The 25,573-nt window shown below is 70.2% G+C and carries 26 protein-coding genes and 1 tRNA gene; 15 read left to right on the forward strand and 12 right to left on the reverse strand.

What is annotated here, in order from left to right; all coding sequences use genetic code 11:
* The first annotated feature begins 6 nt into the window (after window positions 1-6).
* Window positions 7-219: a hypothetical protein gene (locus MNOD_RS07915; protein ID WP_015928331.1), complete on the forward strand. Its 213-nt coding sequence runs from the start codon at window positions 7-9 to the stop codon at window positions 217-219.
* Between the two features lie 75 nt (window positions 220-294).
* On the opposite strand, the gene MNOD_RS07920 is transcribed toward MNOD_RS07915, so the two are convergent.
* Window positions 295-858, reverse strand: coding sequence for a GNAT family N-acetyltransferase (locus MNOD_RS07920; RefSeq protein WP_015928332.1), 564 nt, complete (start codon window positions 856-858; stop codon window positions 295-297).
* Window positions 859-1,041: 183 nt separating this feature from the next.
* Window positions 1,042-2,208 (reverse strand): type III PLP-dependent enzyme, encoded by a 1,167-nt coding sequence (locus MNOD_RS07925; protein WP_015928333.1) that lies wholly within the window; start codon window positions 2,206-2,208, stop codon window positions 1,042-1,044.
* 660 nt (window positions 2,209-2,868) lie between these two features.
* On the opposite strand from MNOD_RS07925, the gene MNOD_RS07930 reads away from it, so the two are divergent.
* Window positions 2,869-4,491 (forward strand): glucan biosynthesis protein G, encoded by a 1,623-nt coding sequence (locus MNOD_RS07930; RefSeq protein ID WP_043748293.1) that lies wholly within the window; start codon window positions 2,869-2,871, stop codon window positions 4,489-4,491.
* Window positions 4,488-4,967: a GNAT family N-acetyltransferase gene (locus tag MNOD_RS07935; RefSeq protein ID WP_015928335.1), complete on the forward strand. Its 480-nt coding sequence runs from the start codon at window positions 4,488-4,490 to the stop codon at window positions 4,965-4,967. Before MNOD_RS07930 ends, MNOD_RS07935 begins: the two co-directional genes overlap by 4 nt.
* Before the next feature lie 29 nt (window positions 4,968-4,996).
* On the opposite strand, the gene MNOD_RS07940 is transcribed toward MNOD_RS07935, so the two are convergent.
* From MNOD_RS07940 to MNOD_RS07950, 3 genes are all read right to left on the reverse strand, one after another.
* The gene (locus MNOD_RS07940; protein ID WP_015928336.1) at window positions 4,997-5,245 is read right to left on the reverse strand and encodes a hypothetical protein; all 249 of its coding nucleotides are present in this window, start codon (window positions 5,243-5,245) and stop codon (window positions 4,997-4,999) included.
* A gap of 26 nt (window positions 5,246-5,271) precedes the next feature.
* Window positions 5,272-5,973, reverse strand: coding sequence for a glutathione binding-like protein (locus tag MNOD_RS07945; RefSeq protein WP_015928337.1), 702 nt, complete (start codon window positions 5,971-5,973; stop codon window positions 5,272-5,274).
* A gap of 275 nt (window positions 5,974-6,248) precedes the next feature.
* Complete coding sequence (locus MNOD_RS07950) at window positions 6,249-7,046, reverse strand: ABC transporter permease (protein WP_015928338.1); 798 nt, start codon at window positions 7,044-7,046, stop codon at window positions 6,249-6,251.
* A gap of 319 nt (window positions 7,047-7,365) precedes the next feature.
* On the opposite strand from MNOD_RS07950, the gene MNOD_RS07955 reads away from it, so the two are divergent.
* Window positions 7,366-7,442, forward strand: a tRNA-Pro gene (locus MNOD_RS07955).
* A gap of 26 nt (window positions 7,443-7,468) precedes the next feature.
* The gene (locus tag MNOD_RS07960) at window positions 7,469-7,777 is read left to right on the forward strand and encodes an ETC complex I subunit (RefSeq protein ID WP_015928339.1); all 309 of its coding nucleotides are present in this window, start codon (window positions 7,469-7,471) and stop codon (window positions 7,775-7,777) included.
* Between the two features lie 7 nt (window positions 7,778-7,784).
* Here the strand turns inward: MNOD_RS07960 and MNOD_RS07965 are convergent, their stop codons facing one another.
* The 4 genes from MNOD_RS07965 to MNOD_RS07980 form a co-directional block, all read right to left on the reverse strand.
* Window positions 7,785-8,846 (reverse strand): spore photoproduct lyase family protein, encoded by a 1,062-nt coding sequence (locus MNOD_RS07965; protein WP_015928340.1) that lies wholly within the window; start codon window positions 8,844-8,846, stop codon window positions 7,785-7,787.
* A 167-nt stretch (window positions 8,847-9,013) separates the two neighbouring features.
* Window positions 9,014-9,694, reverse strand: coding sequence for an SHOCT domain-containing protein (locus MNOD_RS07970; protein WP_015928341.1), 681 nt, complete (start codon window positions 9,692-9,694; stop codon window positions 9,014-9,016).
* Window positions 9,695-9,710: 16 nt separating this feature from the next.
* Window positions 9,711-10,952 (reverse strand): KpsE/RkpR family capsule polysaccharide export protein, encoded by a 1,242-nt coding sequence (locus MNOD_RS07975; RefSeq protein WP_015928342.1) that lies wholly within the window; start codon window positions 10,950-10,952, stop codon window positions 9,711-9,713.
* A gap of 58 nt (window positions 10,953-11,010) precedes the next feature.
* Window positions 11,011-11,664: an ABC transporter ATP-binding protein gene (locus MNOD_RS07980; protein WP_015928343.1), complete on the reverse strand. Its 654-nt coding sequence runs from the start codon at window positions 11,662-11,664 to the stop codon at window positions 11,011-11,013.
* 236 nt (window positions 11,665-11,900) lie between these two features.
* On the opposite strand from MNOD_RS07980, the gene efeU reads away from it, so the two are divergent.
* The 4 genes from efeU to MNOD_RS08000 all read left to right on the forward strand — a co-directional run bounded on the left by efeU (window position 11,901) and on the right by MNOD_RS08000 (window position 16,366).
* Window positions 11,901-12,737 (forward strand): iron uptake transporter permease EfeU, encoded by an 837-nt coding sequence (gene efeU / locus MNOD_RS07985; protein ID WP_015928344.1) that lies wholly within the window; start codon window positions 11,901-11,903, stop codon window positions 12,735-12,737.
* Window positions 12,738-12,773: 36 nt separating this feature from the next.
* Window positions 12,774-13,889, forward strand: coding sequence for an iron uptake system protein EfeO (gene efeO, locus MNOD_RS07990; RefSeq protein WP_043750672.1), 1,116 nt, complete (start codon window positions 12,774-12,776; stop codon window positions 13,887-13,889).
* A 9-nt stretch (window positions 13,890-13,898) separates the two neighbouring features.
* Window positions 13,899-15,140 (forward strand): iron uptake transporter deferrochelatase/peroxidase subunit, encoded by a 1,242-nt coding sequence (gene efeB, locus MNOD_RS07995; protein WP_015928346.1) that lies wholly within the window; start codon window positions 13,899-13,901, stop codon window positions 15,138-15,140.
* Between the two features lie 245 nt (window positions 15,141-15,385).
* Window positions 15,386-16,366: an IS110-like element ISMno29 family transposase gene (locus MNOD_RS08000; RefSeq protein ID WP_015927424.1), complete on the forward strand. Its 981-nt coding sequence runs from the start codon at window positions 15,386-15,388 to the stop codon at window positions 16,364-16,366.
* Between the two features lie 303 nt (window positions 16,367-16,669).
* Here the strand turns inward: MNOD_RS08000 and MNOD_RS08005 are convergent, their stop codons facing one another.
* Window positions 16,670-16,849 (reverse strand): hypothetical protein, encoded by a 180-nt coding sequence (locus MNOD_RS08005; RefSeq protein ID WP_015928347.1) that lies wholly within the window; start codon window positions 16,847-16,849, stop codon window positions 16,670-16,672.
* 104 nt (window positions 16,850-16,953) lie between these two features.
* On the opposite strand from MNOD_RS08005, the gene MNOD_RS08010 reads away from it, so the two are divergent.
* The 4 genes from MNOD_RS08010 to MNOD_RS42775 all read left to right on the forward strand — a co-directional run bounded on the left by MNOD_RS08010 (window position 16,954) and on the right by MNOD_RS42775 (window position 22,344).
* A complete protein-coding gene (locus tag MNOD_RS08010; protein WP_015928348.1) occupies window positions 16,954-17,625 on the forward strand; it encodes a TetR/AcrR family transcriptional regulator in 672 nt (223 codons plus the stop codon).
* A complete protein-coding gene (locus tag MNOD_RS08015; RefSeq protein ID WP_015928349.1) occupies window positions 17,625-18,815 on the forward strand; it encodes an efflux RND transporter periplasmic adaptor subunit in 1,191 nt (396 codons plus the stop codon). Before MNOD_RS08010 ends, MNOD_RS08015 begins: the two co-directional genes overlap by 1 nt.
* Window positions 18,816-18,856: 41 nt before the next feature.
* Window positions 18,857-21,970, forward strand: coding sequence for an efflux RND transporter permease subunit (locus MNOD_RS08020; protein WP_015928350.1), 3,114 nt, complete (start codon window positions 18,857-18,859; stop codon window positions 21,968-21,970).
* A gap of 200 nt (window positions 21,971-22,170) precedes the next feature.
* Window positions 22,171-22,344, forward strand: a complete 174-nt coding sequence (locus MNOD_RS42775) for a CsbD family protein (RefSeq protein WP_015928351.1) — start codon at window positions 22,171-22,173, stop codon at window positions 22,342-22,344.
* Between the two features lie 210 nt (window positions 22,345-22,554).
* Here the strand turns inward: MNOD_RS42775 and MNOD_RS08030 are convergent, their stop codons facing one another.
* On the reverse strand, window positions 22,555-23,349 hold the full coding sequence (locus MNOD_RS08030) for a DUF3750 domain-containing protein (protein ID WP_015928352.1): 795 nt from the start codon (window positions 23,347-23,349) through the stop codon (window positions 22,555-22,557).
* Between the two features lie 136 nt (window positions 23,350-23,485).
* Here MNOD_RS08030 and MNOD_RS08035 point away from each other — a divergent pair, with 136 nt between their 5' ends.
* Together MNOD_RS08035 and MNOD_RS08040 are read left to right on the forward strand one after the other, a co-directional pair.
* Window positions 23,486-24,031 (forward strand): tellurite resistance TerB family protein, encoded by a 546-nt coding sequence (locus MNOD_RS08035; protein WP_015928353.1) that lies wholly within the window; start codon window positions 23,486-23,488, stop codon window positions 24,029-24,031.
* Window positions 24,032-24,041: 10 nt separating this feature from the next.
* Window positions 24,042-24,878 (forward strand): DUF1206 domain-containing protein, encoded by an 837-nt coding sequence (locus tag MNOD_RS08040; protein ID WP_015928354.1) that lies wholly within the window; start codon window positions 24,042-24,044, stop codon window positions 24,876-24,878.
* A gap of 24 nt (window positions 24,879-24,902) precedes the next feature.
* Here the strand turns inward: MNOD_RS08040 and MNOD_RS08045 are convergent, their stop codons facing one another.
* On the reverse strand, window positions 24,903-25,463 hold the full coding sequence (locus MNOD_RS08045) for a sugar O-acetyltransferase (RefSeq protein WP_015928355.1): 561 nt from the start codon (window positions 25,461-25,463) through the stop codon (window positions 24,903-24,905).
* Window positions 25,464-25,573 lie beyond the last annotated feature (110 nt).

Raw genomic sequence — 25,573 nt, forward strand, 5'->3', positions numbered from 1 at the left:
TTCCCCATGCTCGCGGTACTCAGCCATACCCTGTTCTCGACCACCCCCGCCGCCACCGAATCCGAGCCCGGCTTCCTCTCGCTCGTGAGCCGCATCGTGCAGGCCGTGCATGCCGAGCGGATGCGCCGCCGCGACGAGCAGATCGGAGCCTTCATCGAGGCCCACGGCGCCCGCATCACCGACGACCTGGAGCGCCAGATCGGCTCCTTCTTCTGCTGAGCGGCAGCCCAGCCGGGTGACAAAGGCCCGCCCTCCCGCACGGGGAGGGCGGGCCTTCGCTTTGAGGAGCCGGCGTCAGGCCGCCAGGGCGAGCGGACGCGCCGCCTCTGTGGCGACGAGCGCCGCGAGGTCGGGCATCGGCGCCCGCCGGCCGGTCGCCTGGACGAGGCCGGCGGCGCCCGCGAGGGCATCCGGCACGAGTTCGAGCCCGAGGAAGCGCTCCCGGGCATAGGGGCCCGGCAGCCACAGATCGCCGGTCGTCTCCGCAGCGAAGCCGAAGCGGGCATAATAGGGCGCGTCACCCACCAGGATGACGGCGCGGTGGCCGAGGGCGGCCGCGCGCGCAAGCGCCTCGCGCATCAGCCTGCCCCCGACGCCATGTCCCTGCAGGTCCGGCTCGACCGCGATCGGCCCGAGCATCAGGGCCGGGCGGTTCGGGCCGGCGGCGACGTTCCACAGGCGCACGCTGCCGACGAGCCGCCCGTTCCTCTCGGCGGAGAGCGCCAGCCCCTCGGCCGGCAGGCGGCCTTCGCGCAGGCGTTCGCAGGTCTTGGCGAAGCGCGCCTCGCCGAAGCAGGTGTCGAGCAGCCGCTCGCGGGCAGCGATGTCGGCGAGGCGCTCGTCGCGGATCTGGATCATGGCCGTACCCTCCCGGACGTTAAGGGAAGAAACAGCCCTCGCACCCGGGGCGCGCGCGAGGCGCCGACGGGCCGTCCGGGACCGATGGATGAGGTTTCAGGGCAGGACGCACGGCCCGCCGCCCCGGAGAGGCGCGGGAGCCGATGCGAGGAGGGCGGCGCCGGGGCGCCGCCGACGCGATCGTCAGATCACGTAGGATTGCAGGGGCGGGAAGCCGTTGAACGCCACCGCCGCGTAGGTGGTGGTGTAGGCGCCGGCCCCCTCGATCAGCACCTTGTCGCCGATGGAGAGCGACACGGGCAGCGGATACGGGGTCTTCTCGTAGAGCACGTCCGCCGAGTCGCAGGTCGGTCCGGCGAGCACGCAGGGGACCTTGCGGTCCTCGTCGTGGTCGGTGCGGATGGCGTACCGGATCGACTCGTCCATCGTCTCGGCGAGGCCGCCGAACTTGCCGATGTCGAGATAGACCCAGCGCACCTCGTCGGCGGCATCGGACTTCTTCGAGACGAGAACGACCTCGGCCTCGATGATGCCCGCATTGCCGACCATGCCGCGGCCCGGCTCGATGATCGTCTCCGGCATGTGGTTGCCGAAATGCTTGGTCAGCGCCCGGAAGATCGCGTTCCCGTACGATTCCACGCCCGGCACCTCCTTGAGGTACTTGGTCGGGAAGCCGCCGCCGAGATTGACCATCGACAGCGCGATGCCGCGCTCGGCGCATTCGCGGAAGATCATGGCCGAGGCGGCGAGCGCCCCGTCCCAGGCCTCGGTGTTGCCCTGCTGCGAGCCGACGTGGAAGGACACGCCGTAGGCACGCAGACCCTGCCGGTGGGCGTGCTCCAGCACGTCCACGGCCATTTCGGGCACGCAGCCGAACTTGCGCGAGAGCGGCCACTCGGCGCCGGCGCCGTCGCAGAGGATGCGGCAGAAGACCTGCACGTCCTCCGGCGCGACGCCGGCCGTCTCGGCCGCGCGGGCGATCTTCTCGACCTCCGCCTGGCAGTCCACCGCGAAGAGGCGCACGCCGAGCTCGAGGGCGCGGACGATGCAGCGCTCCTTCTTGATGGTGTTGCCGAAGGAGATGCGGTCGGCGGTGGCGCCCGCGGCGAGCGCGAGCTGGATCTCGACCACCGAGGCGGTGTCGAAGCAGGAGCCGAGCGAGGCGAGTAGGCCCAGCACCTCCGGCGCCGGGTTCGCCTTCACGGCGTAGAACACGCGGGTATCGGGCAGGGCACGCGCGAAGGCCGCGTAGTTGTCGCGCACGACCTCGAGGTCGAGGACCATGACCGGACCCTCGTCACGGCCCAGGTCACGGCGAGCGCGCAGGAAATCGCGGATGCGATCGGTCATGATCATCCCCACCAAAGGTCCGAGGGGGTCCCGCGCGGGAACCCGATATCGAAGTTCAGACGGCGCGGGGCCGTCCGGCGTCAGGGGGCGATGCGACGCGCTGCGGGCGAGCTGTGGAGACACGCCATGCGGCACGGGCGCAGAGCACCCGGAAGCTGCCTTGGATTGGAACGGGATGACCCGAACCGCACATGGGGCAAGGAGAAACAAGCCTCTTCGGTGTCGACCTTTGGAGGGCCGACGAGACCAAAAAAGCCCGTTCGTCGTTGCTTTAAGCTGCGTCCCCCGTGGAGAGCGGGGTTCGCCGGTTTCGCCTCCGGCTGCCGGTTGTTGTCGGGGTCCGGTCCGTGAAGACCTGGAGGACGGCCGGAGGGTTCCACCCCTGTCGACCACCGCTCCTTTAAGATCCCTGGCGGCTGTCCGGCCTCTTGTCCGGATGCCCACCAACCGGCACGCGGCCACAGGCACGTGCGAAATTGGGCAAGGCGGTAAATACGGTCGCGTCGCCCGGATCGCAACCCCGGAATCGCGGATTTTCGCAGAATTCGGGCCGGGTGGCGGATTGGCCACGCGGGCTGCCCGCAGGTCCGCTCAAGCCCTCTTCTCAAGCTGCCGGGAAGCGTTCATTCACCGGGTCCCCTGGATGAGGACCTTCTGCCCATGCCGATCGACCCATCGCGCCGCATGCTGCTGGCGGGCCTGCTCGCGGGCACGGCGCTGCCCGTGAGCGGGCCCGCGGCGCCCGCACGAGCCCAGGTCGGGCCGACCCAGCCGGGCCCGAGCGCGCTTCCGGCCCCGCCGCCCGCCGGTCCGACGCCGTTCCGGTTCGACGATGTGGTCCGCCGCGCCCGCGACCTCGCCGGCGCCCCGTTCGAGGCCGGAGCCCCGACGCTGCCGCAGGCCCTGGCCGGGCTCGACTATGACGGCTGGCGCGACATCCGCTTCCGGCCCGACAAGGCCCTGCTCGGCGACCTGGGCGGGCCGTTCCGCCTGCAGCTCTTCCATCTGGGCTTCCTGTTCAAGCGGCCCGTGACCGTGAACGTGGTGCGCGACGGCGTGCCGACGCCGGTCCCCTATCAGACCAGCCTGTTCGATTTCGGCCGCACCAAGCTTGGCGGGCCGCTGCCGCTCAATCTCGGCTTCGCGGGCTTCCGCCTCCACTATCCCCTCAACAAGCCGAGCGTGTTCGACGAGCTGATCGCCTTCCTGGGCACCAGCTACTTCCGCTTCCTCGGCCGCGACCAGCTCTACGGGCTCTCGGCACGAGGCCTCGCGGTCAATGTCGAGGCCGCGGGCGGACCGGAGGAATTCCCGTTCTTCCGCGAGTTCTGGATCGAAATGCCGCCCAAGCATGCCGACCGGGCGGTGATCTACGGGCTCCTCGACAGCGCCGCCTGCACGGGCGCCTTCCAGTTCCTGGTCTATCCCGGGGACGAGACGGTGGTGGATGTCCGCGTCTCGTTGCATCCGAGGCGGGAGGTGGCGGGGATCGGGCTCGCGCCGCTGACCTCGATGTTCTTCATCGGCGAGAACGACCGGCATCACTCCGACGATTACCGCCCCGAGCTGCACGATTCGGACGGCCTGCTGATGCAGTCGGGAGGCGGGGAGTGGATCTGGCGCCCCTTGCGCAACCCGAAGGAACGCTGGATCTCGTCGTTCCAGGACCACGACCCGAAGGGCTTCGGGCTGATGCAGCGTGACCGGGTGTTCGAGAACTACCAGGACCTCGAAGCCTTCTATCACCGCCGCCCGAGCTACTGGGTGGAGCCGCAGGGCGCCTGGGGCGAGGGCGCCGTGCGCCTCGTCGAATTGCCCACCGGCAACGAGACGCATGACAACATCGTCGCCTATTGGCAGCCGCGCTCGCCCTACGCGGCCGGCCAGCCAGTCGAACTCTCCTACAAGTTGCGGGCGATCGGCGAGCGCGAGAACCTGCATCCGGGGGCGCGGGTGGTGAACACCTACGTGGCCCGGCCGGTCGCGAGCGGCGGATCGGCGGAGGCGTCGGACCCGCTGAACCGGCGCTTCCTCATCGATTTCTCCGGCGGCGACCTCGCCTATTGGCTGGCGGACCCGAAGGCGGTCGAGATCGTGCCCTCGACCACGCAGGGGCGCATCGTCGCGACCTCGCTCGTGCCGAACCTGCACGTGAAGGGGTTCCGAGCCGCCCTCGACGTGGTGCTCGACCAGCCGGGCCAGTCGACGGACCTGCGGGCCTTCCTGCGCGCCGGCGGGCGCACCCTCTCGGAGACCTGGACCTTTCCGTGGACGGCCGCGTGAGCGCGGATCCGACGGAGGCCGCCGGGCTGGTGACGATCCGCCCGGCGCACCCCGCCGATCTCGACGCGCTCGTCGCCCTGGAGGCGGCGGCCTTCGCGAGCGACCGGGCGGAGCGCCGGGCGATCCGTCACGCCATCGCCTCGCCGACGATCTCGGTCCTCGTGGCGCTCGACGGGGCCGTGCTGATCGGCGCCGCGACGATCGAGCGGCGGCGCAACAGCCGCCGCGCGCGGCTGAGCTCCATCGCGGTCGCGCCGGGCCGGGCCGGCACCGGGCTCGGCCGCGTCCTCCTCGCCGCTGCCGAGGCGGAGGCCCGCCGCCACGGCTGCGAGCGCCTGCGCCTCGAAGTGCGCGAGGATAACGGCCCCGGGATCCGCCTCTACGAGCGGGCCGGCTACGAGCGTTTCGCGACGGTCCCGGACTATTACGAGGACGGCACGACGGCGTGGCGCTACGAGAAGGTGCTCGGCGCATAGGCCGGGCGCTCGTCGATCGCACCATCGCCTCAGCGGCATCGGGGCCTTCGCGCATGCCCCGCAGACCCGTCGCCGCGGGTCGCCCGAGGCCCGCTGCTCACTCCTTCGGCAACGAGCCGCGCGGCGAAGCTCAGGGCCATGCACAGGGCACCCAGGGCGAACTCCCAACGGTGGATCTCGCCGCCGATCGAAGCCACGGCGGCTTGGCCGATCAGAAGGATGCCCGCGAGCGGCGGCCCGACGGTCAGAACGAGGCGAAGCGGCGTGCGCCACGTCATCGACGGCTCGGGCCTGCGCGTGATCGTCAGCGCCTGGTATTGGCCGCGGTCTGGCCGAACAGAATCGTCTTGGCGTCCTCCGACATCGTCGGCTGCTGGTTGATCTCGGCCGCCCTGGCATAGGCCGCCTGGGTGGCGGGGCGCTCGGCGATGGCGTGGAACCAGCGCTTCAGGTTCGGATGCTCGTCGAGGTTCTGGCGCTGGCGCTCATGGGGCACGATCCACGGATAGGCGGCCATGTCGGCGATGCTGTACGCCTCCCCGGCCACGAAGGGGCGGTCGGCGAGGCGGCGGTCGAGGACGCCGTAGAGCCGGTTGGTCTCGTTGACGTAGCGGTCGATCGCGTAGGGGATCGGCTCCGGCGCGTACTGCACGAAATGATGGTTCTGGCCCGCCATCGGCCCGAGGCCGCCCATCTGCCAGAACAGCCACTGCAGCACCTCGGCCCGGCCGCGCAGGTCGGAGGGGATGAAGCGCCCGGTCTTCTCGGCGAGGTAGAGCAGGATCGCCCCGGATTCGAACAGCGACACCGGCGCGCCGCCGCCCGCGGGCGCGTGATCGACGATGGCCGGGATGCGGTTGTTGGGGGCGATCTTCAGGAAGTCCGGCTGGAACTGCTCGCCCTTGCTGATGTTCACCGGCTTGATCGTGTAGGGTAGGCCCGTTTCCTCCAGGAACATCGTCACCTTGTGACCGTTCGGCGTCGTCCAGTAGTAGAGGTCGATCATCCTTGGCTCCGCGGCAGGTTCCGGGACGGAACGCGGCGGAAGTGGTGTGCGCCGCGGCCGTGGTCAAGCAAGGCCGGTCCCGGCTGCCGCGACCGCATCGATCCGGCAGGCACCACCGCAGGGGGCGTCGATCGCGCCCATGGCCCGGCCGGCGGCAATCGAGACCGTGGCGATGCCCGGCTGCCCAGGGTGGCGGAGGGCCGGGAGAGCCCTCCCGGCCTTGCTGGGGCCGGGACGCGGCGAGAGATCCTAAAGGATCAGGGCAGTGGAGAACCTCAGATGTAACGTGTGACAAACCGCTCCCACGCCAATCCGATCAGGATCAGGCATCCGCCTACGAGAAAAACGTAAAGCGCAGATGCCTCCGGGGTATACTCGGGATAATAGGCTGCTCTGAACAGCATGATCGAATTCGTGACCGGATTCCACAGCATGGCGTGGTATACTTCGGATGGCATGCCTTCCGGTATGAAAAAAACTCCGCTGAGGCCATAAAACAGAATGATAAAAAGCGAGAAGCCGATCATGAATGGAGGAAAAATGACCACGATATTGCACGATATGACGCCGACGCCGAAGGCAAATACGACGGAAGCCAGGAACGCCGTGAGTGCCAGAAAGCTGTCGTTGGGAAATGGATCGACACCGAAGGCTAGGAGGATCGCCATCACGATGGCGGTGCTCATGCAGGCGTTCAGGATCTCGACGACGCCGCGTGACAGGCAGACATCGAGAAGCTTGACGTCGGGGAACGAAAGAAGTGGTTTGTTCGTGCTGACTCCTTCCATCATTTTGCGTGACATATAGATAAAAACAATCATCGGGGTCATGCCGCTGAAAATGAATAGCGCAAGACTGTTGCCGATGGCGGGCGGCATGTGGCGGACATAGAAGATCGTAATCAGGACGAGAAGGTGCGCGCAGGGCCACAGAACGACGATCCCGTAGCCCCACATCGTGCGCCCGAAGCGGGTCCGGATGTCGCGCAGAATGAGCGCGTGCAAGACCTGGAACTGAACCTGGAGTGCGGACTGCCTGCGCAGCGCAACCGTATGTTCGGCGGAGAGAGTCAAAGTCGAAGCTCCCGTCGCGATGACCGCGCCGGGGGGATCTGCGAGGGCATTGCGGCGACTGCGAGGCGGAAGGCCGCTGATGCGGCGCCGGCACCGCGAGCGCAGAGCGGGTTGCCAGGACGGCTGCGGCGATGCCGAGGCTGGATTTCGTCCGCGGCCGCGGGCGAAGCCTGCCGAATGAGTCCGCGCGGGAGGGCGCGACGGCCGCGTTCATCGGCGCGTTTAGTCCCGACAGGGCATCTGTCTTCCCGGCTGTGTCCCCGGCGCCGCTTGCGGCCCGTGCCCGAAACCGATACAGGACCAGGCCTGTAGCCGGTGTCGGGGCGTAGCGCAGTCTGGTAGCGCATCTGGTTTGGGACCAGAGGGTCGCTGGTTCGAATCCGGCCGCCCCGACCAGCGGCTCCCATTTGGACCGACACGGCATGGCCAGCGCCCGCATCTACAAGCCCGCGAAGGATCCCTCGCAGTCCGGGATGGCCCGGACCAAGCAATGGGTGCTGGAATTCGACCAGACCGCCCCCCGCGAGACCGACCCGCTGATGGGGTGGACCTCCTCCTCCGACATGCTCCAGCAGGTGCGGCTCGAATTCGACACCAGGGAGGAGGCGGTGGCCTACGCGACCCGCGCGGGAATCGCCTACCGGGTCGAAGAGCCGAAGCCCGCCCTGCGCAAGGGCATCTCCTACGCGGACAACTTCAAGTACAATCGCTCCGCGCCCTGGACCCACTGACGCGCGGTCAGAAGGCGTAGCGCACCCGGCAATAGGGAAGCTCCGCCGCCAGGAGTCGACGGAACCGGTCGAGCCAGCGGCCCTTCCAGCCGCTGCGGTAGCGCAGGTTCTCCTGGCCCCCTTCCGAGCGCTTGGTCTCCTGGATGTCAGGACGCCACAGCCAGTCCTCCGCCCGCGGGTGCCAGCGCAGATTCACCGCGTGAAGGGCTGCGTTGTGGGTGAGGAAGATGATCTCCGCCCCGAGCTGCGCGCGGGCCGCGGCGCCGATCCCCGCATCGAGCACACGGAACAGGTCTCGCCAATCCGCCTCCCAGCCTTCGTAGAGGATCACGGGCGAGAAGTTGACATGCACCTCGTAGCCGGCGCGCACGAAGTCGTCGATGGCGGCGATGCGCGTAAGGATCGGCGAGGTGCGCACGTCCACGACCTTCGCCACCCGCTCCGGCATCAACGAGAAGCGGATCCGCGTCCGACCTTCGGGCGCATAGGCGAGGAGGTCGGGATTCACGAACTTCGTGGCGAAGGATCCCTTGGCGTTGGGCAGGCCGCGGAAGAGCGCCACGAGGTCGCGGACGCTGTCGCAGGCGAGGGCATCCACCGAGAGGTCGCCGTTCTCGCCGATGTCGTAGACCCAGGAGCGCTCGTCGATCTGGTCGGGAGCGGGAAGGGGGCCCTGCCGGTGCGCGTGCCGCGCGATGGCGTGGCCGATCTCATCGGTATTGGCAAAGAGCGTGATCGGGTTGGCGTAGCCCTTCCGGCGCGGCACGTAGCAATAGGCGCAGGCCATGGCGCAGCCGTTGGAACTCGACGGGGCGATGAAATGGGCGCTGCGCCCGTTGGGCCGCAGGCCCAGGCCCTTCTTGACGCCGAGGACGAGGGTGGAGCGCTTGATCCGCAGCCAGTCCTCGGCCGATCCGGCATTGCCGTGCAGGTCCGGGATGTTCCAGTGGGACGGAACCGCGATGCGCCGCGCCTGCGGGAAGCGCGCGAGGATCTCCTGCCCGCGCGGAGAGGCCTCGGCGGCGGGTTCGAGATAGATCGTGTCGATGGCAAGGGGGGAGCGGGACAGGGCGGCGGGCTCGCGGTCGGGCGCTCTCGGCGCCGCTGCGCTCCGATATGGGGACGCGGCCGAGCCGCGCCAGCGGTGGCCGTTCCACCGCGGAAAGCGGCGGCTCTCGGTTCTTGATGGTTCGCATCCTCCGCGACGAACCGGAATCCACTTCGTCGGACAAGGCTCTAGAGCCGCGCCAGGAGCTCGCTCTTCTTGGCCGTGAACTCCGCGTCGGTCAGCACGCCTTTGCGGTGCAGCTCGGCGAGCCGCTCCAGGGTGGCGAGAATGTCCCCGCCCGATGCGGCGCCCGGCGGCACAGCCGCCGGCGGAGCGGCCGGGGCTGGTGGCGCGGACGGGGCCGCGTGAGCCGAACCGGCGACCACCGGCAGGCTCTCCAGCGGGACGGGGCCGTGCTGGCTCGTGAACAGCAGCGTGTGGCCGGGGCCCTGCTGCTGCGACACGCCGCCGATCCGGTGGTCGCCCGTATCGTAGACGGTGAGCTGCCCGGCCCTCTCGACGGCGAGGCGGCGGGTCTCGGGGAAGACGGCGTAGCGCATGGCGTTCTGGGCGCCGGTCGAGGACGGACGTCCGAGCTCCGCCGGCCACCAGGCGCCCGAGCCCGGGCCGGCCGTGCCGGCGAGCGGCGCGAGATCCGCGCAGAGTGCCGCCACCCGGGCCTTGAGCCCGGCGTTGAACATGTCGCCGATCATGATCATGCCGCCGGCCGACCATTGGCCCATCCCGCCCAATTCGGGATGGTTGAACTGGGCCGCCGTCCCGCCGCCCTGGGCGAGCGCATCGAGGAGATGGCGGGCGGCCTCCACGGTCACGCCGTGACGGGAGGCGATGGCGGCGAGGTCGGACATCGGATCCCCGTTCCGGTCAGGCGATGGACTTGCGCAGCAGCACCGCGAGCCCGAAGGCCAGGGCGGAGCCGGCCACGACGCAGCCGATCCACAGGCCGCGCAGGGGACGCTGCGCCGACTGGGGCAGTCTCGGCTCCACCACGACGCTGAAGAACTCGATCTGCCGGTCGGCAATCATCCGGGCCCGCTCCCGCGCGGCGATGACGAGCCCGTAGAAGGTCTGGGCGTTCTTGCGGTCGACGTTGAGCTGCTCGAAGCGGGTCAGGGCATCCGCCAGCACCCGCCGCTGGTTCGGGTCCTGGGTCGTCGCCTCGCGTTCGAGGCGGGCGATGGTGGCGTCGAGCTGGGCGATCTGCGCCTTCAGGTCCTGGATGCTGCGCGCGTCGTCCTTCAGGTCGCGCTGCAGCAGCGCCAGCTTCACCGCGAGGTTGATGCGCTGCTCGCGCACCTGCGCGGTCATCTTGACGTTGGCTTCGTTGGTCTTCTGAGCGTCGAGCACGCCGTCGCGGTTGCGCAGGTTGCGCACGGCGGTCTGGAGCTCCGTCAGGCGCGCCTCCGCGCGTTTCAGCTCGTGCTCGCTCTTGGCGAGCGCGTCCTGCCGGGCCCGGGTCGTCAGCTCGTTCACCATGCGCTCGCTCTCGGCGAGGATCGCCTTGCTGATCGCCACGGATTCCTGCGGATCGAAGGCGTTCACGGTCACCGAGAGGACGCCGGACGTCCCCTCGAGCTTCACCTCGACCCGGTTCTTCCAGTAGCGGACGAGCTTCTCGATCGGCAGGTCGGGATCGAAGCGCGAGAACCAGTCGATGGAATCGCGGGAGAACATCTCGCGCAGGGGCAGCTGGCGCTCGATCGCCTCCACCATCGGGCGGCTCACGATGTATTCCGAGACCAGGAGCGTGTCCTGGATGATCATCTCCTTGGGGATGCCGGTCGAGGTGCCGACATTGTCCTTGGCGGCATTCTCGGCGCCGCCGATGGCCGGACGGATCGCGAAGTGGGTCTCCGTGAGATAGCGGTCCGACAGGTAGAACCCGAACACGGCGAGCCCGATGAGGCAGGGCAGCACGACCAGGGCCACGAACAGGATCGGCGTGATGAAGTCGCGGCGCCGCAGCGCCCGTGCCTCGCGGAGCTGCTGGCGCGGGTCGTTGTAGCGCGACACGCGCGCCATCTGGCGCAGCGACTCCGAGATCAGGCGCGAGCGCTCGGCCGGGTCGAGCGGCTGGCCTGTCGGATTGCGGGCGTCGACCGTCATGCGGGAGGATTCCGGTTCAGGCTCGAAGAGCGGGACGGCGGGTTGGGCTTGGGCCGGCCTACTGGTTCAGGCGCTGGTAGACCTCGATGGCATCGTTGATGTCCGAATAGATCACCGCCCGCCCGTTCGCCAGCACGATCCCTTCCGTGCTGTACTGGCGCAGCACATCCATGTTGTGCGAGCACATGATGATGTCGGCATTCGCCCGCCGCTTGCTCCACACTTCCTCGCAGCGCGCCTGGAAGCGGGCGTCGCCCACCGAGGTGATCTCGTCGATGAGATAGGTGTCGAACGGGATCGCCATACTCATGCCGAAGTTGAAGCGGGACGACATGCCCGAGGAATAGGTGCGGATCGGGACGTTGATGTAATCGCCGATCTCCGCGAAATCGGAGACGAAGTCGAGCACCTTGCGGGGATCCTCGCCGTAGACCCGGGCCACGAAGATCGCGTTCTCCTTGCCGGTCATCATCGGGTGGAAGCCGCCCGCAAAGCCGAGCGGCCAGGACACCCGCGAGGTGCGGATGATCCGGCCCTTGGTCAGGCCCTCGGATCCGGCCATCATCCGGATCATCGTGGACTTTCCCGCGCCGTTGATGCCCAGGATCCCGTAGCTGACGCCCGAGCGCATGGTGAATGACGCCCGGTCGAGGACGGTGCGGCGGTGGCCGCTCGTCTTGTAGACCTTGGTGACGTTCTCGAAGCGGATCATGGCTCGACGGAAAAGTGAAACCGATGAGGAGCCGCCGCTGCGGCGGCATGCACCAACGGTCCCGCTTACGCGGTGAAAGCGGCGAATCTGAGAAGGGCGCCGCCGCCCGCCGGACCCGCGGGCGGTACCAATTTCGACTTGTTATAAAGAAGCTTTGCTTCCAAATGTCGGCTTCTCGGCCGCAGCCCGATGGATTAGAAGCCCGCGCCTATCGTAACGCCAGCGGGTTTCCGATCGTGCTCATCGCTTTTCTGATCATGCTGCGCGAGGGGATCGAGGCGGCGCTGATCGTCGGCATCATCGCGGGTTATCTTGCCCAGACTGGCCGGCGGTCCTGGATGCCGGCGGTCTGGGCGGGCGTGGTTCTGGCGGCGGGTCTGTGCCTCGCGCTCGGGCTCGCCCTCGACACGATCGGCGCCGAGTTCCCCCAGAAGCAGCAGGAAATCGCCGAGGGCGTGATCGCCCTCCTGGCGGCCGGCATGCTGACCGGGATGGTGTTCTGGATGCGCAAGGCCGCCCGTTCGGTGAAGGCGGATCTGCAGGGTGCCGTCGACGCGGCCCTGAACCGGGGCGGTCTCGGCCTTGTCGCCATGGCCTTCCTGGCGGTCGGCCGCGAGGGGCTCGAATCGGTGTTCTTCCTCCTCGCCACGCTGCAGCAGGATGTGGGCTGGGGCGTTCCCGCGGGGGCGGCCCTCGGCATCGCCGTCTCGGTGCTGGTCGGCTGGGGCATCGCCCGCGGCGCGGTGCGCCTCGATCTGCGGCGCTTCTTCCGCTGGACCGGCGTGTTCATCCTGTTCGTGGCGGCGGGCCTCGTCGCGAGCGCGCTGCGGGCCCTGCACGAGGCCGGCCTCTGGAACCATCTGCAGGCGACGGCCTTCGACCTCAGCGGCGTGATCCCGGCCGACACGGTCCTCGGCACGCTGCTCACGGGCATCTTCGGCTACCAGGAAGCCCCGGCCTGGGGCGAGGTGCTGGCCTATCTCACCTTCCTGATCCCTAGTCTCTGGCTCTTCCTCGCGACGGCGCGCCCGGCCGTCGCGGCGGCGCGCCGCCCCGAATCCCTCCACGCCTGAAGCCCCGATGGATCCCGCCCCCCAATGACCGCCCCCATGACCGCCCGCCTCGCGCCCCTCGCCGCGCTCCTCGCCCTGTCGGGGAGCGCTCTCGCGGAGGCTCCCGACCCCGTCGCCGTGACGGTCACCGACAAGGGCTGCGAGCCGGCGAGCCTCACCGTGCCGGCCGGCAAGTCGGTCTTCCGCATCCGCAACCAGAGCCGCCGGGTGCTGGAATGGGAGATCCTGCAGGGCACCCTGATCGTCGAGGAGCGCGAGAACATCATCCCGGGCTTCGTCCAGACGCTGACCGCGACGCTCCAGCCCGGCACCTATGCGATGACCTGCGGCCTTCTCAGCAATCCAAAGGGCACCCTGACGGTGCTCGCCGCGGCCGGGACCGAGGCGGCGGGCGGCCCCCCGGACCCGATGGCCCTGGTCGGGCCGCTCGCGGCCTACAAGCACTACGTCGCGGGCCAGGTCGGCCTCTTCGTCGAGCGCACGCGCGCCTTCACGGAGGCGGTGAAGGCCGGCCGGATCGCTGAGGCCAAGGCCCTCTACGCCACCGCCCGCCAGCCCTACGAGCGTATCGAGCCCGTCGCCTCCCTGTTCAACGACCTCGACAAGAGCATGGACGTGCGGGCGGACGATTTCGAGCAGAAGGAGGCCGATCCGGGCTTCATCGGCTTCCACCGCATCGAGAAGGGGCTCTGGGCCGACCACAGCACCGAGGGGCTCGGGCCGCATGCCGACCGGCTCATGGCGGATGCCGAGGAGCTGAAGCGCCGCATCACCGATCTCACGATCCCGCCGGCCAAGATGGTGGGCGGGGCCGCGGGCCTGATCGAGGAGGTCGCCGCCACCAAGATCTCCGGCGAGGAGGACCGCTACAGCCGCACCGACCTGTCGGACTTCCACGCCAATGTCGAGGGGTCGCGCAAGATCTACGACCTGCTGCGCCCCCTGGTCGAGCGGCAGGATCCCGATTTCGTCGCCCGCACCGACAGGAACTTCGCCCGGGTCGAGGCCCTGCTGACCAAGTACCGGTCCGAGGACGGCAGCTTCGCGCCCTACGACAGGCTCAGCGACCGCGACCGGCAGGCGCTCAAGGGCCCCATCACGGTGCTGGCCGAGGATCTCTCGACCCTGCGCGGCAAGCTCGGACTCGACTAAAGACACGCCATGACCCTCGGCTCACCCTCTCGCCGCGCCCTGTTGCGCGGGCTCGCCGCCGGAACCGGCGCCGCTGCGCTTAAGCCCGCCGCCGGCCACGCGGCGGCGCTCGAGGAGGCGGACGGCACCTATGACCGCCAGCCCTTCCGCGGGATCCATCAGGCCGGCATCCTCACGCCGCAGCCCGCTTCCGCTCTGTTCGTCGCCTTCGACGTGCTGGCGGAAGACCGCGGCGAACTGGCCCGCCTGTTCCGGATCCTCACCGAGCGCTTCGCCTACCTGACGGAGGGCGGTCGAGTGCCCTCCCTCGACCCGCGCCTGCCGCCGGCCGATTCCGGGATCCTCGGCCCCGAGGTCCGGCCCGACAACCTGACCGCGACGGTCGCGGTCGGCGCGAGCCTGTTCGACGATCGCTACGGCCTCGGCCCGGTGAAGCCGCGCGGCTTACGGCCGATGGACCGGTTCCCGAACGATTCGCTCGATGCCCGGCTCTGCCACGGCGACCTGCTGATCCAGCTCTGCGCCAACACCGCCGACACCGCCATCCACGCGTTGCGCGACGTCATCCGCACCACGCCCGGCCTCCTGGCCCTGCGCTGGAAGCGCGAGGGCTTCCTGCCGCCGCACGTGGTCAAGCGGGCAGGCCAGGACACCGTCCGCAACATGCTGGGCTTCAAGGACGGCACCGCCAATCTCGACACCCGCGACGCGGAGCTGATGGACCGCCAGGTCTGGGTGGCGCCGCATGACGGCGAGCCGGCCTGGGCGGCGAACGGCTCCTATCAGGTGGTCCGCCTCGTGCGGAACCTCGTCGAGCGCTGGGACCGCACGCCGTTGCGCGAGCAGGAGCGGATCATCGGCCGCCACAAGGACACGGGAGCGCCCCTCGGGGAGACGCGCGAGCACGCGATTCCCGACTACGCCTCCGATCCGACGGGCGAGCGCACGCCGCTCGACGCGCATATCCGGCTCGCCAATCCGCGCACGCCGGAGACTGCGAGCAGCCTGATCCTGCGCCGCGGCTACAACTACTCCGCCGGGATCTCCGCCTCCGGCCAACTCGACATGGGCCTGATCTTCGTCTCGTTCCAGCGCGATCTCGATGCGGGCTTCGTGGCGGTGCAGAAGCGGCTCGATGGCGAGCCGCTGGAGGAATACATCCGGCCGGTCGGCGGAGGCTACTTCTTCGCCCTGCCGGGCGTCACGGCGCCGGATGGCTTCCTGGGCCAGAGCCTCCTCGTCGACGCGTGATCCGGTTTCCGGACGCTTCGTTCGGAGACCGTATCGGTTCACCACCGGCTGTGCCGACCCTGACCTCTTGCATGTTTGACGGGCCGACCAGCGCACCAAGCTGTGAGGTGCGTCGCGGCCGGTGGCCACCGGCCGCGACGCGGGCGGCCGGGATCGATCTCCCTCTAGGATTGGCACCGTGGGAAAGCAGGATCCGGCCGCCCTCTGGCTCTTGTCCTGAACAGATGCTGGGGAGCAAGTCCCGTATGCAAGGCAAGGAAGTGTCCAAACAAGAGACCGCGGGCAAGTCTAGCGTGGGGATCGACGTCAGCAAGAGCTGGCTCGACGTCCACGTCCTCCCCTCCGGCCAAGCCCAGCGGTTCGCCAATACCGAGGTCGGCATCCGGCAGCTCAAGCGCTGGCTTGGGCGCTTTGCTCTGGGGCTGGTCGTGGTCGAGGCCACCGGCAAGTGGCACCGCCAGACCCGCCGCAGCCTGCATGCCTCGGGCCTGCCGGTCGCCGTCGTCGATCCGTTTCGGGTGCGCATGTTCGCCAAGGCGCAAGGCATCTGGGCCAAGACCGATCGGCTCGATGCCCGCGTGCTGGCGCAGTTTGCCGCGGTGATGGCCCCCCCGCAGCGCCCGCCGGCCTCGGACGCGCTCGAAGCGCTCCAGGAACTGGTCGCGGCCCGCGACAGCGCCGTGGCCGAACAAACCGCCCTCAAGAACCAGCTGGCCGCGGCCGCAAGCCCGTTCCTGATCCGCCAGCTCCAGGACCGTCTGGCCAGGATCGCCGCGGACATCGAGGCCCTTGCCGGCGAGATCCGCCGGCTCATCGCGGCCGATCCCGGACTGGCCCGGCGGCATGCCATCCTGGTCTCGATCCCCTCGATCGGGGACACGATCGCGGCCACCCTGGTGGCCAGCCTGGCCGAGCTGGGCACCTGCAGCAGCCGGCAGATCGGCCTGCTGGCGGGCCTGGCGCCGGTCGCCGACGATTCCGGCGCGCGCCAGGGCGTGCGGGTCATCTGGGGCGGCCGCCCGCCCGTGCGCCGCGTCCTCTACCTCGCGGCGCTCTCGGCCGCCCGCCACAACGCCGGCCTGAAAGCCTTCCACGAACGCCTGATCGCCAACGGCAAGAAGCCAAAGTGCGCCATCATCGCCGTGGCCCGCAAGCTCGCCGTGCTGGCCAACAGCCTCATCGCTCAGGACCGCCTCTGGACGCCAAATCAGCCCCAACAGGCTTGACGCCAAACACAGATGCTTTCCCGGACGACTGCAGCGCCAGCGGAAGGAGATCCGGGAACCAGCACGAGGACGTGCCGCGAAGCGGCTCCGGTTGTCCAGCGGGGCTGACAAGCGGTCGCTGCGCGACGTCTTGTGCTGGGTCTCGGGTCGCGTTCCGCTGCCGCTGCATGCGCCCGGGAAGGAGGGGGCGGACGTGGTCACGTGGGCTGAGGAGGTCTCAATCGACCCCGAGATGCCGGGCGGCTGCCATGCAGGTCAATTTCAATTCAGCCCGGTCGGCGCTCGGCGACTGGCCCGCGGCCGTCACCCGAGGTTGAGCCGGTCCACCCGCGTGTCCGTGCCGCGCACGCTCTCCGGGATGGAGGCGAAATCGGCGTAGCCCGCCTCGCGCGCCATGGCGTCGAGGGCCTGCTGCTCGTTCTCCGCACCGCCGGTCCACAGCACCGCGCCGGTGGTCGCCTGCCTGATCTGAAAGATGGTCACGCTGGGTTTCCTCGGGTGTTGGCGTTCATGATTCCGATAACGCCGAGCCTTATTGTTGGTTGCCGGCAGCGGACCTTGCGTCCGCCGCCGGCCTGAGGTAGAGAATGAACGTTCATTCTCGCTCCTGGTGCGCCGTGCCGGCCGACCCGCTGCCCGACCGACCCGACCCTTCCGAGGAACGGCGTGGCCGCATCCTCGATGCCGCCGAACGCTGCTTCGTGCGCTCGGGATTCCACCGCACGACCATGCAGGACGTGGCGGCGGAGGTCGGGATGAGCCCCGGCAACCTCTACCGCTACTTCCCCTCGAAGGACGCGATCGTCGCCGGCCTCGCCGAGCGCGACCGTGGCGCCGTGGCCCTGGATTTCGCGGCGCTGCCCGCGGGGGCGGATCTGGTCGGCGCCTTCTTCGGGTTGGCGCGGCGCCACCTCGCCGACGAGCCGGTCGAGAAGGCGATCCTCTGCCTGGAGATCTGGGCGGAGGCGACCCGCAATCCCGCCGTAGCGGCGATCTGCCGGGAGTTCGAGCGCGAGATGCGCGGGATGATCGCCGGCATCTTCCGCCAGGCCGGCGGCCCGGGCATCGACGCCGAGGCGCTGACGCAGATCGTGCTCGTGATGGCCGACGGCATCATCACGCGCCGGGCGCTCCTTCGCGATTTCGATCCCGGCCCCATTCTCGACGCCATGTCGCGCCTTATTGAAGCTGCGCTGGCGGAGCGATTCGACCCGACCGGGGCTCAGACGCCCGCGACTGCCAACCAGGATACTCCGTGATGTCCCGCCTCCGCCTGCTCGCCGGGCCGCTCGCCGCGCTGATCCTGCTGCCGCCCGCCGCCCGGGCGAGCCAGACCGAGGTGCCGGTGCCTGCCGTGACGGTCGTGGTCGCGGCCGAGCGCGAGATCGTGGAGCGCACCGTCGTCACCGGCACCCTGGTGCCGCGCGACGAGATCATGGTCTCGCCCGAGATCGAGGGCTGCCGCATCACCGAACTCCTGGTGGAGGAGGGCGACCGGGTCGCCCGGGGCGCCGTGCTGGCACGGCTGTCGCGCGAGATGCTGGACACCCAACTCGCCCAGAACGCTGCCGCGATCGCCCGGGCGGAGGCCGCGGTCGATCAGGCGCGCAGCACCATCGTGCAGGCCGAGGCCGCGCAGGTGGAGGCCGCCCTCGCGCTCGAGCGCACCCGCACCCTGATGAAGTCCGGCAACGCCACCGAGGCGCTGCTCGAGCAGCGCGTCTCGGCCGCCCGCTCGGCGGAGGGGCGGCTGGCGGCGGCCCGCAACGGCCTGTCGATCGCGGAGGCCGAGCTGCTCCAGGCCAAGGCCCAGCGCAAGGAACTCGACCTCAAGCTCGCCCGCACCGAGATCCGCGCGCCGGAGGGCGGCATCGTCAGCCGCCGCGTGGCGCGTGTCGGGGCGACGGCGAGCGCCTCCGGCGAGCCGCTGTTCCGTCTGATCGCCCGCGGCGAGATCGAGCTCGAAGGCGAGGTGACCGAGACCGGCATCCCGCGGCTCAAGGCCGAGGCCCCGGCCCAGCTCGACCTCGACACGGCGGACGGGCCGGTCGTGGTGCCGGGCCGCGTGCGCGCGGTCTATCCGGAGATCGACCGCGCAACGCGCCTCGGCAAGGTCCGCATCCGCCTGCAGCCCGATCCGCGCCTGCGCATCGGCGCCTTCGCCCGCGGCAGCGTCGAGGTGGCGCGCCGCACCGGCGTCGCCGTGCCGGTCGCCTCGGTGGTCTACGGCAATGGCGGCGCCACCGTGCTGGTGGTGGCGGGCGAACGGGTCGAGGTGAGGGCGGTCCGCACCGGCCTCTCGGCCGCGGGCTTCATCGAGATCCGCGACGGGGTGAAGGCGGGCGATGCCGTGGTCGCCCGGGCGGGCAGCTTCCTGCGCGACGGGGACCGGGTCCGGCCGGTCTTTCCCGCCCAGCAGGCCAGCGCCGACGCCCTCCCGCGCCCCTGACGCCCCGATTCGCTGACGGCGATCCCGCCAAGGACCACCCCATGCGCCTCAACGTCTCCGCCTGGGCGATCCGCAAGCCGATCCCCTCGATCGTGCTGTTCCTGGTGCTGGGGCTCCTCGGGCTCGTCAGCTTCCGCAGCCTGCCGATCACCCGCTTCCCCAACATCGACGTGCCGATCGTCTCGGTGTCGATCAACCAGCCGGGCGCGGCGCCCTCCGAACTCCAGACCCAGGTGACCAAGTGGGTCGAGGATGCGGTGGCGGGCGTGAAGGGCGTCAAGCACATCACCTCGGCGATCACCGAGGGCAATTCCGCCACCACCATCGAATTCCGCCTGGAGGTCAACACCGACCGGGCGGTGAACGACGTCAAGGACGCGATCGCCAAGATCCGCATGAACCTGCCGCGGACGATCGAGGAGCCGATCATCAACCGCGTCGAGATCGCGGGCCTGCCGATCATGGTCTACGGCGCCTCGGCACCCGCGATGACGCCCGAGGACCTGTCCTGGTTCGTGGATGACGTGGTGGCGCGCCAGATCCAGGGCCTGCGCGGCGTCGGCGGCGTCGAGCGGCTCGGGGGCGTCGCCCGCGAGGTGCGCGTCACGCTGAAGCCAGACCGGCTGCTGGCGCTCGGCATCACGGCCGCGGACGTCAACCGGCAGCTGCGCCTCACCAGCGCCGACATGGCGGGCGGGCGGGCGGAGCTCGGCGGCCAGGAGCAGTCGATCCGGACGCTCGCGGCCTCGGCGAGCCTCGACACGCTCGCCGCGACCTCGATCGTGCTGCCGGGCGGGCGCAAGGTGCGCCTCGACGAGCTCGCGACCCTCTCGGACGGCGCCGAGGAGCCGCGCACCTTCGCGCGCCTCAACGGCGAGCCGGTCGTGGCCTTCGCCATCTCCCGCGCCAGCGGCGCCAGCGACGCCTCGGTGGCCGAGATCGTGGCCAAGAAGATCGACGAGCTGCGCACCGCCTATCCGAACGTGCGCTTCGACCTGATCGACACCTCGGTCACCAACACGATCGGCAACTATCACTCGGCGATGCACGGCCTGATGGAGGGCGCGGGCCTCGCGGTGCTGGTCGTGTTCCTGTTCCTGCGCGACTGGCGCGCGACGCTCATCGCCGCGGTCGCGCTGCCACTCTCTGTCTTCCCGACCTTCTGGGCGATGAGCGCGATGGGCTTCTCGCTCAATGCCGTGAGCCTGCTCGCCATCACGCTCGTCACCGGCATCCTGGTCGACGACGCCATCGTCGAGATCGAGAACATCGTCCGGCACATCCGACTCGGCAAGTCGCCCTACCGGGCCGCGCTCGAGGGCGCGGACGAGATCGGGCTTGCGGTCATCGCCATCACGGCGACGCTCGTCGCGATCTTCGCGCCGGTCTCCTTCATGGGCGGCATCGCCGGCCAGTACTTCAAGCAGTTCGGCCTCACCATCGCGGCCGCGGTGTTCATGTCGCTCCTGGTGGCGCGCCTCATCACCCCGATGATGGCGGCCTATTTCATGCGCGACCACGGCCACCACGAGGAGACGCCCGGCCCGGTGATGCGCACCTATACCCGCGTCGTCGCCTGGTCGGTGCGGCACAAATACGTGACGCTGGTGGTCGGCCTCGCGCTCTTTACGGGCTCCATTCTCTCCACCCGCCTCCTGCCGGCCGGCTTCCTGCCGAAGGAGGACGCGGCCCGCACGCTCCTCGTGCTGGAACTGCCGCCGGGGGCGCGGCTCGACGACACGATCGCGGTCTCGGACCGGATCGCCCGGGCGATCCGCTCCCTGCCCGAGGTGAGCTCCGTCTTCGTCGATGGCGGGCGCCAGTTGCCCGGCAAGAAGGAGATCCGGCTCGCGACGCTCACCATCAACCTCACGCCGAAGTCTGCGCGCACGCGCAAGCAGGCCGACGTGGAGGCAGCGATCATGGAACTGCTGCGCGACGAGCCGGACCTGCGCTACTGGTCCCTGCGCGAGGGCGGCCAGCGTGACTTCGCCCTCATCGTCGCCGGGCCCGACACCGCCGTGGTGACGGACGTGGCCGAGCGGATGCAGCGCGAGGTCGCGGCGATCCCGAACCTCGTCAACGTGATGTCGACGGCGCCCCTCGACCGCACCGAGGTCCGGATCCGGCCGAAGCCGGCGGTCGCCGCCGATCTCGGCGTCTCGACCGACACCATCGCCGAGACGGTGCGCGTCGGCACGATCGGCGACATCGGCGCGAATCTCGCGAAGTTCAACGCCACCGACCGCCAGATCCCGATCCGCGTCCAGCTCCCCGTCGAGACTCGCGGCCAGGTCGAGACGCTGGAGAGCCTGAAGGTGCCGACGAAGAGCGGCGCCGCGGTGCCGCTCACCGCGGTTGCCGACATCAGCCTCGGCCGTGGCCCAACCGCCATCGACCGCTACGACCGGGCGGTGCGCGTCGCGCTCGAGGCCAATCTCCAGGGCTCGGATGCGCTCGCCGAGGCGATCGCCCAGGCGCTCGCCACGCCGACCGCCCGCAACCTGCCGCCGGGCGTCACCATCCGCCAGACGGGCGACGCCGAGATCATGGGCGAGGTCTTCGAGGGCTTCGCCATGGCGATGGGCGCCGGCCTGATGATGGTGCTCGGCGTCCTCATCCTGCTGTTCGGCTCCTTCCTGCAGCCGCTCACCATCCTGTTCTCGCTGCCGCTCTCGATCGGCGGCGCGATCCTCGGCCTGCTCATCTTCAACCGGCCGATCTCGATGCCGGTCGTCATCGGCATCCTGATGCTGATGGGTGTGGTGACGAAGAACGCCATCATGCTGGTCGACTTCGCGGTCGAGGAGATGGCCCGCGGCGTCGACCGCATCACGGCCATCGTGGATGCCGGCCGCAAGCGGGCGCGGCCGATCGTGATGACCACCATCGCCATGGCGGCCGGCATGGTGCCCTCCGCGATGGCGCTCGGCATCGGCGGCGAGTTCCGCTCGCCGATGGCGATCGCGGTGATCTCGGGGCTGATCGTCTCGACGCTGCTGTCGCTGCTGTTCGTGCCGGCGATCTTCGTGCTGATGGACGATCTCTCGCGGCTGTTCGGGCGTCTCTTCGGGCGCCTCGTGGGCGCCGTCGACGAGCCGGAGCCGCAGGCGTCGCAGCCCTACGCCGCGCCGCGCCGGATCGCGGCGGAGTAGCGCCCCATTCTCCGGCTGCGGGCGTGCCGTGGAGGCCGCGCCCGCGGCGCGTCCCGCGGCACCCGGGCGGGCGCCGAGGCGGGGAGGTCCGTGGCCGGCCCCGGATCCGCCGGTCGCACGTCCCATCTGACGTCGCGGCGGAACTGTTTTGCTCCTCTGTCGTTCCTTAGTTCTCAAATCCACCGGATATCGGAGGAACGATGGATAAGGATCGGATTGAAGGCGCCGCCACCAATATGGGTGGGAAGATCAAGGAAGGTGCTGGAAAAATCACCGGCGACGAGAAACTCCGTAGCGAAGGTCTTGCTGATCAGATCAAGGGCAAGGTCCAGAACACGGTCGGAGCGGTCAAGGACGCGCTCAAGGGACATTGAGGAGCAGCCCATGACGGCCTGGTGAGCGATGACGCTCCGGCCGTCGGGTTTCGTTCTGACGGCTCCGCCCTGGGCTCCGGCCCAGGGCGGGCATCGGCGATGATCGTCCCCCTGTCGCGCATCCCGTGCCATCGAGCGGGAGCGCCGCTCCGAGCGCCTCCGGGATGACGAATCCGATGGTCCGCGGGCCCGGGCGCGATGCCGGCCCGCTCAGGTGCTCGGCGTCGGCGCGATGAGCGTCTCGATTGCGCCGGCCGGATCCATGCCGATGCGGCCCCAGCCGGGGAGCTTCAGGGCCGGGCGGCGCAGATCGAGGCCGGCCACGGCACCGAGCAGGTTGACCTCGATTCCCTCGACGAGACCGAGGGTCAGTCCGGCATAGCCCCGAAAGGAGAGCTGGATGCCCGTGCGGCTCGGCGTCGGGGAGAGGAGCCGCTCCGAGAAATCCTTGCCCAGCGCGGTCGGCGGGAGCGCCGCCTGCACCTCCGGCACCGCCCGCAGCACGTGGGCCACGAAGGTGTTCGAGTTCGGGCCCGGCCACGCGCTGTAGCTGCCCGCCGCCCGGTACGGATAGGCGGCGACGGCGGTGCGGATCTTGGGCACCGCGCGGGCGGCGGCCTCGCCGTCGAGGGCGAGCACAACTTGGGGCGGGTTGCCGAACCAGCGCCCATCCGCCGGATAGGCATCTTTGCGCACCGGCTGGCCCCAGCCGACCACGTCGTAGCGCGTGTAGCGGGCGGCGCCCGCCTCCTTCACCACGATCCAGGTGTGATGGGCGAAGATGCCCCGCCAGCGTCCGACCCGGGCGGCATAGATCCGCACCACCGCGCCCGGCGTCGCCGCGGCCGGCGGAAGCAGCCGCGCGCTCGACCAGTCCGCCGTCGCCCAGTCGGGCGCGCGGTCGTCGCGCGACCACCACCAGACGGCATGGGCGGCGAGAGGGGCGAGGAACAGGAGGATGAGGGCGAGGAAAACAAGGCGCAGGCACGCCAGCAGGACCAGCATGGCTATGACATGGATGAAGGAGCGTGGCGGCGCAACCGAAGGCGGCAACCGGCCGCAATTCGAATCGCTTCCGGTCGAACTGCACCGGGTCTTGGCCGTTGTCGGGCGCGAAGGTGTCCTGCGATGGAGGTCCGGCATGGCCGATGCGAGAAGTCTGGTCGACGCCCTGGTGCGGTCCCGCCGGGGCGGTCCTGGTGGCCTGGTCGCCGGTGCAGCCCTCGGCGGCCTCGCCCTCGTCGTCGGGCTCGGCTATCGTGCGTTGAACCGCCAAGCCGCGCCGGAGCAAGCCGCGCCGGGCGAGGCGGCCGGGCGGCCCTTCGCGGCGGGCGAGGTCAGCGACGACGATGCGACCCTGTTTCTCCGCGCGATGGTGGCGGCGACCCTGGCGGACGGCATGATCGATGCCCAGGAGCGTTCCCGGCTCGACGCAGCCCTCGCCGAGGCCGGTCTCGACGAGGCGAGCCGCCGCCGGTTCGAGGACCTGTTGCGGGACCCGCCCGACATCGACGAGATCGCCGACCGGGTCTCGGATCCGGAGAAGGCCGCACGAGTCTACGCGGCCGCGCGCCTTGCCATCGATCCCGACACGGTGCAGGAGCGGACCTTCCTGGCCCGGCTCGCCGAGGCGCTCGACGTCGATGCCGATGCGGTCGCCCGCGTCGAGGCGGGCATGAGACCGTGACGCGCAGCCGATGCACGAGCCCCGCCCCTCCCTCCTCGAGATCCTGGCGCGGGCCGGCTACGGCGCCCGCGGCCTGACCTACTGCCTCGTGGGCGGCCTCGCACTGCTTGCGGCTTTCGGGGAGGGAGGGCGAACCGGCGGCAGCCGCAGCGCCCTGATGGTGCTCATCGACCGGCCCTTCGGCCGCCTGCTGCTCGGCGCCGTGGCCGTCGGGCTCGCGGGTTTCGCCCTCTGGCGCTGGGTCGAGGCGGCGACCGATGCCGACCGGTGCGGCCGGTCGGCCAAGGGATTGGCGGTGCGGGCCGGACACGTCGTCAGCGGCATCCTCTACGCATCGCTCGCCCTCTCGGTCCTCCGCACGGCCCTCGGCCAGGGCGGCGGCTCGGAGGATGAGGCGGCCCGGGATTGGACCGCATGGCTGCTGCGCGAGCCCTTCGGCGCCGCCGTTGTCGGGGCCGCGGGGCTCGCGGTGATCGGGACCGGCTGCGCCTTCCTGCTCAAAGGCTGGCGCGGGGATGTCACGCGCCATCTCGCCCTGCCGGTCGATGCCCGCAGCTGGGCGACGGTCGCGGGCCGGCTCGGCTATGCGGCGCGCGGCATCGTCTTCTGGCTGATCGGCGGCGTCCTCGTCGCCGCCGCGATCGAGAGCCGGTCGGGCGCCGTGACAGGGCTCGGGGGCGCCCTGAGCGTCCTGCGCGATCAACCCTACCGCGGCGTGCTTCTCGGCCTCACGGCGGCGGGCCTCGCCGCCTTCGGCGCCTTCGGCCTCGTCCAGGCCCGTTTCCGCCGCATCGACCCGCCCGATATCGACGATCTCGCGCCGGGGCGCCGCGGGCGACGTCCCTGAGGCCGTGCCCGACCGGCTCGGGGCTCACGCCGAGCGCCGCACCGGCCTTGCCGGATTCCCCGCCACGGTGGCGCCCGCCGGCACGTCCCGGGTGACGACGCTGCCCGCGCCGACGATCGCATCGTCGCCGACCGTGACCCCGGGCAGGATCAGCGCGCCCGCGCCGATCCAGCAATTGCGGCCGATCCGCACCGGCCGGCCGCCTTCGAGAAGCGCGCGGCGCAGGCCTGGGTCGCGGGGATGGTCGGCGGCCAGGATCTGCACCCCCGGCCCGATCTGCGTCAGCTCGCCGATCTCGACCGGCGCGATGTCGAGGATGACGCAGTTGAAGTTGAGGAAGGTGTTGCGGCCGATGCGGATGTTGTAGCCGAGGTCGCAGTAGAAGGGCGGGCGGATCACCACCCCGTCCGCCACGCTGCCCAGATGCGCGCGCAGCATCCGCAGCCGCTCCTCCGGAGGCAGCGCGGCGGGCGCGTTGTACCGGGCGAGCCACGCGCCCGTGCGGGCGATCTCTGCCGTCAGCTCCGGGTCGTCGGCGCGGTAGAGGTCACCCGCGAGCATCTTCTCCTTCTCGGTGCGCGCCATTGCGTCTCCTCCGGGGGGCACGGGAATCCGGCTTCGCATGCCCTGGGCGGGAAGGCCATGCCGCAGGGCGCGGTCCCGGCCCGCCGTTGCCTCCCTGGCCGATCCGCACT

The organism is Methylobacterium nodulans ORS 2060 (assembly GCF_000022085.1).
GTDB classification, from domain to species: Bacteria; Pseudomonadota; Alphaproteobacteria; order Rhizobiales; family Beijerinckiaceae; genus Methylobacterium; species Methylobacterium nodulans.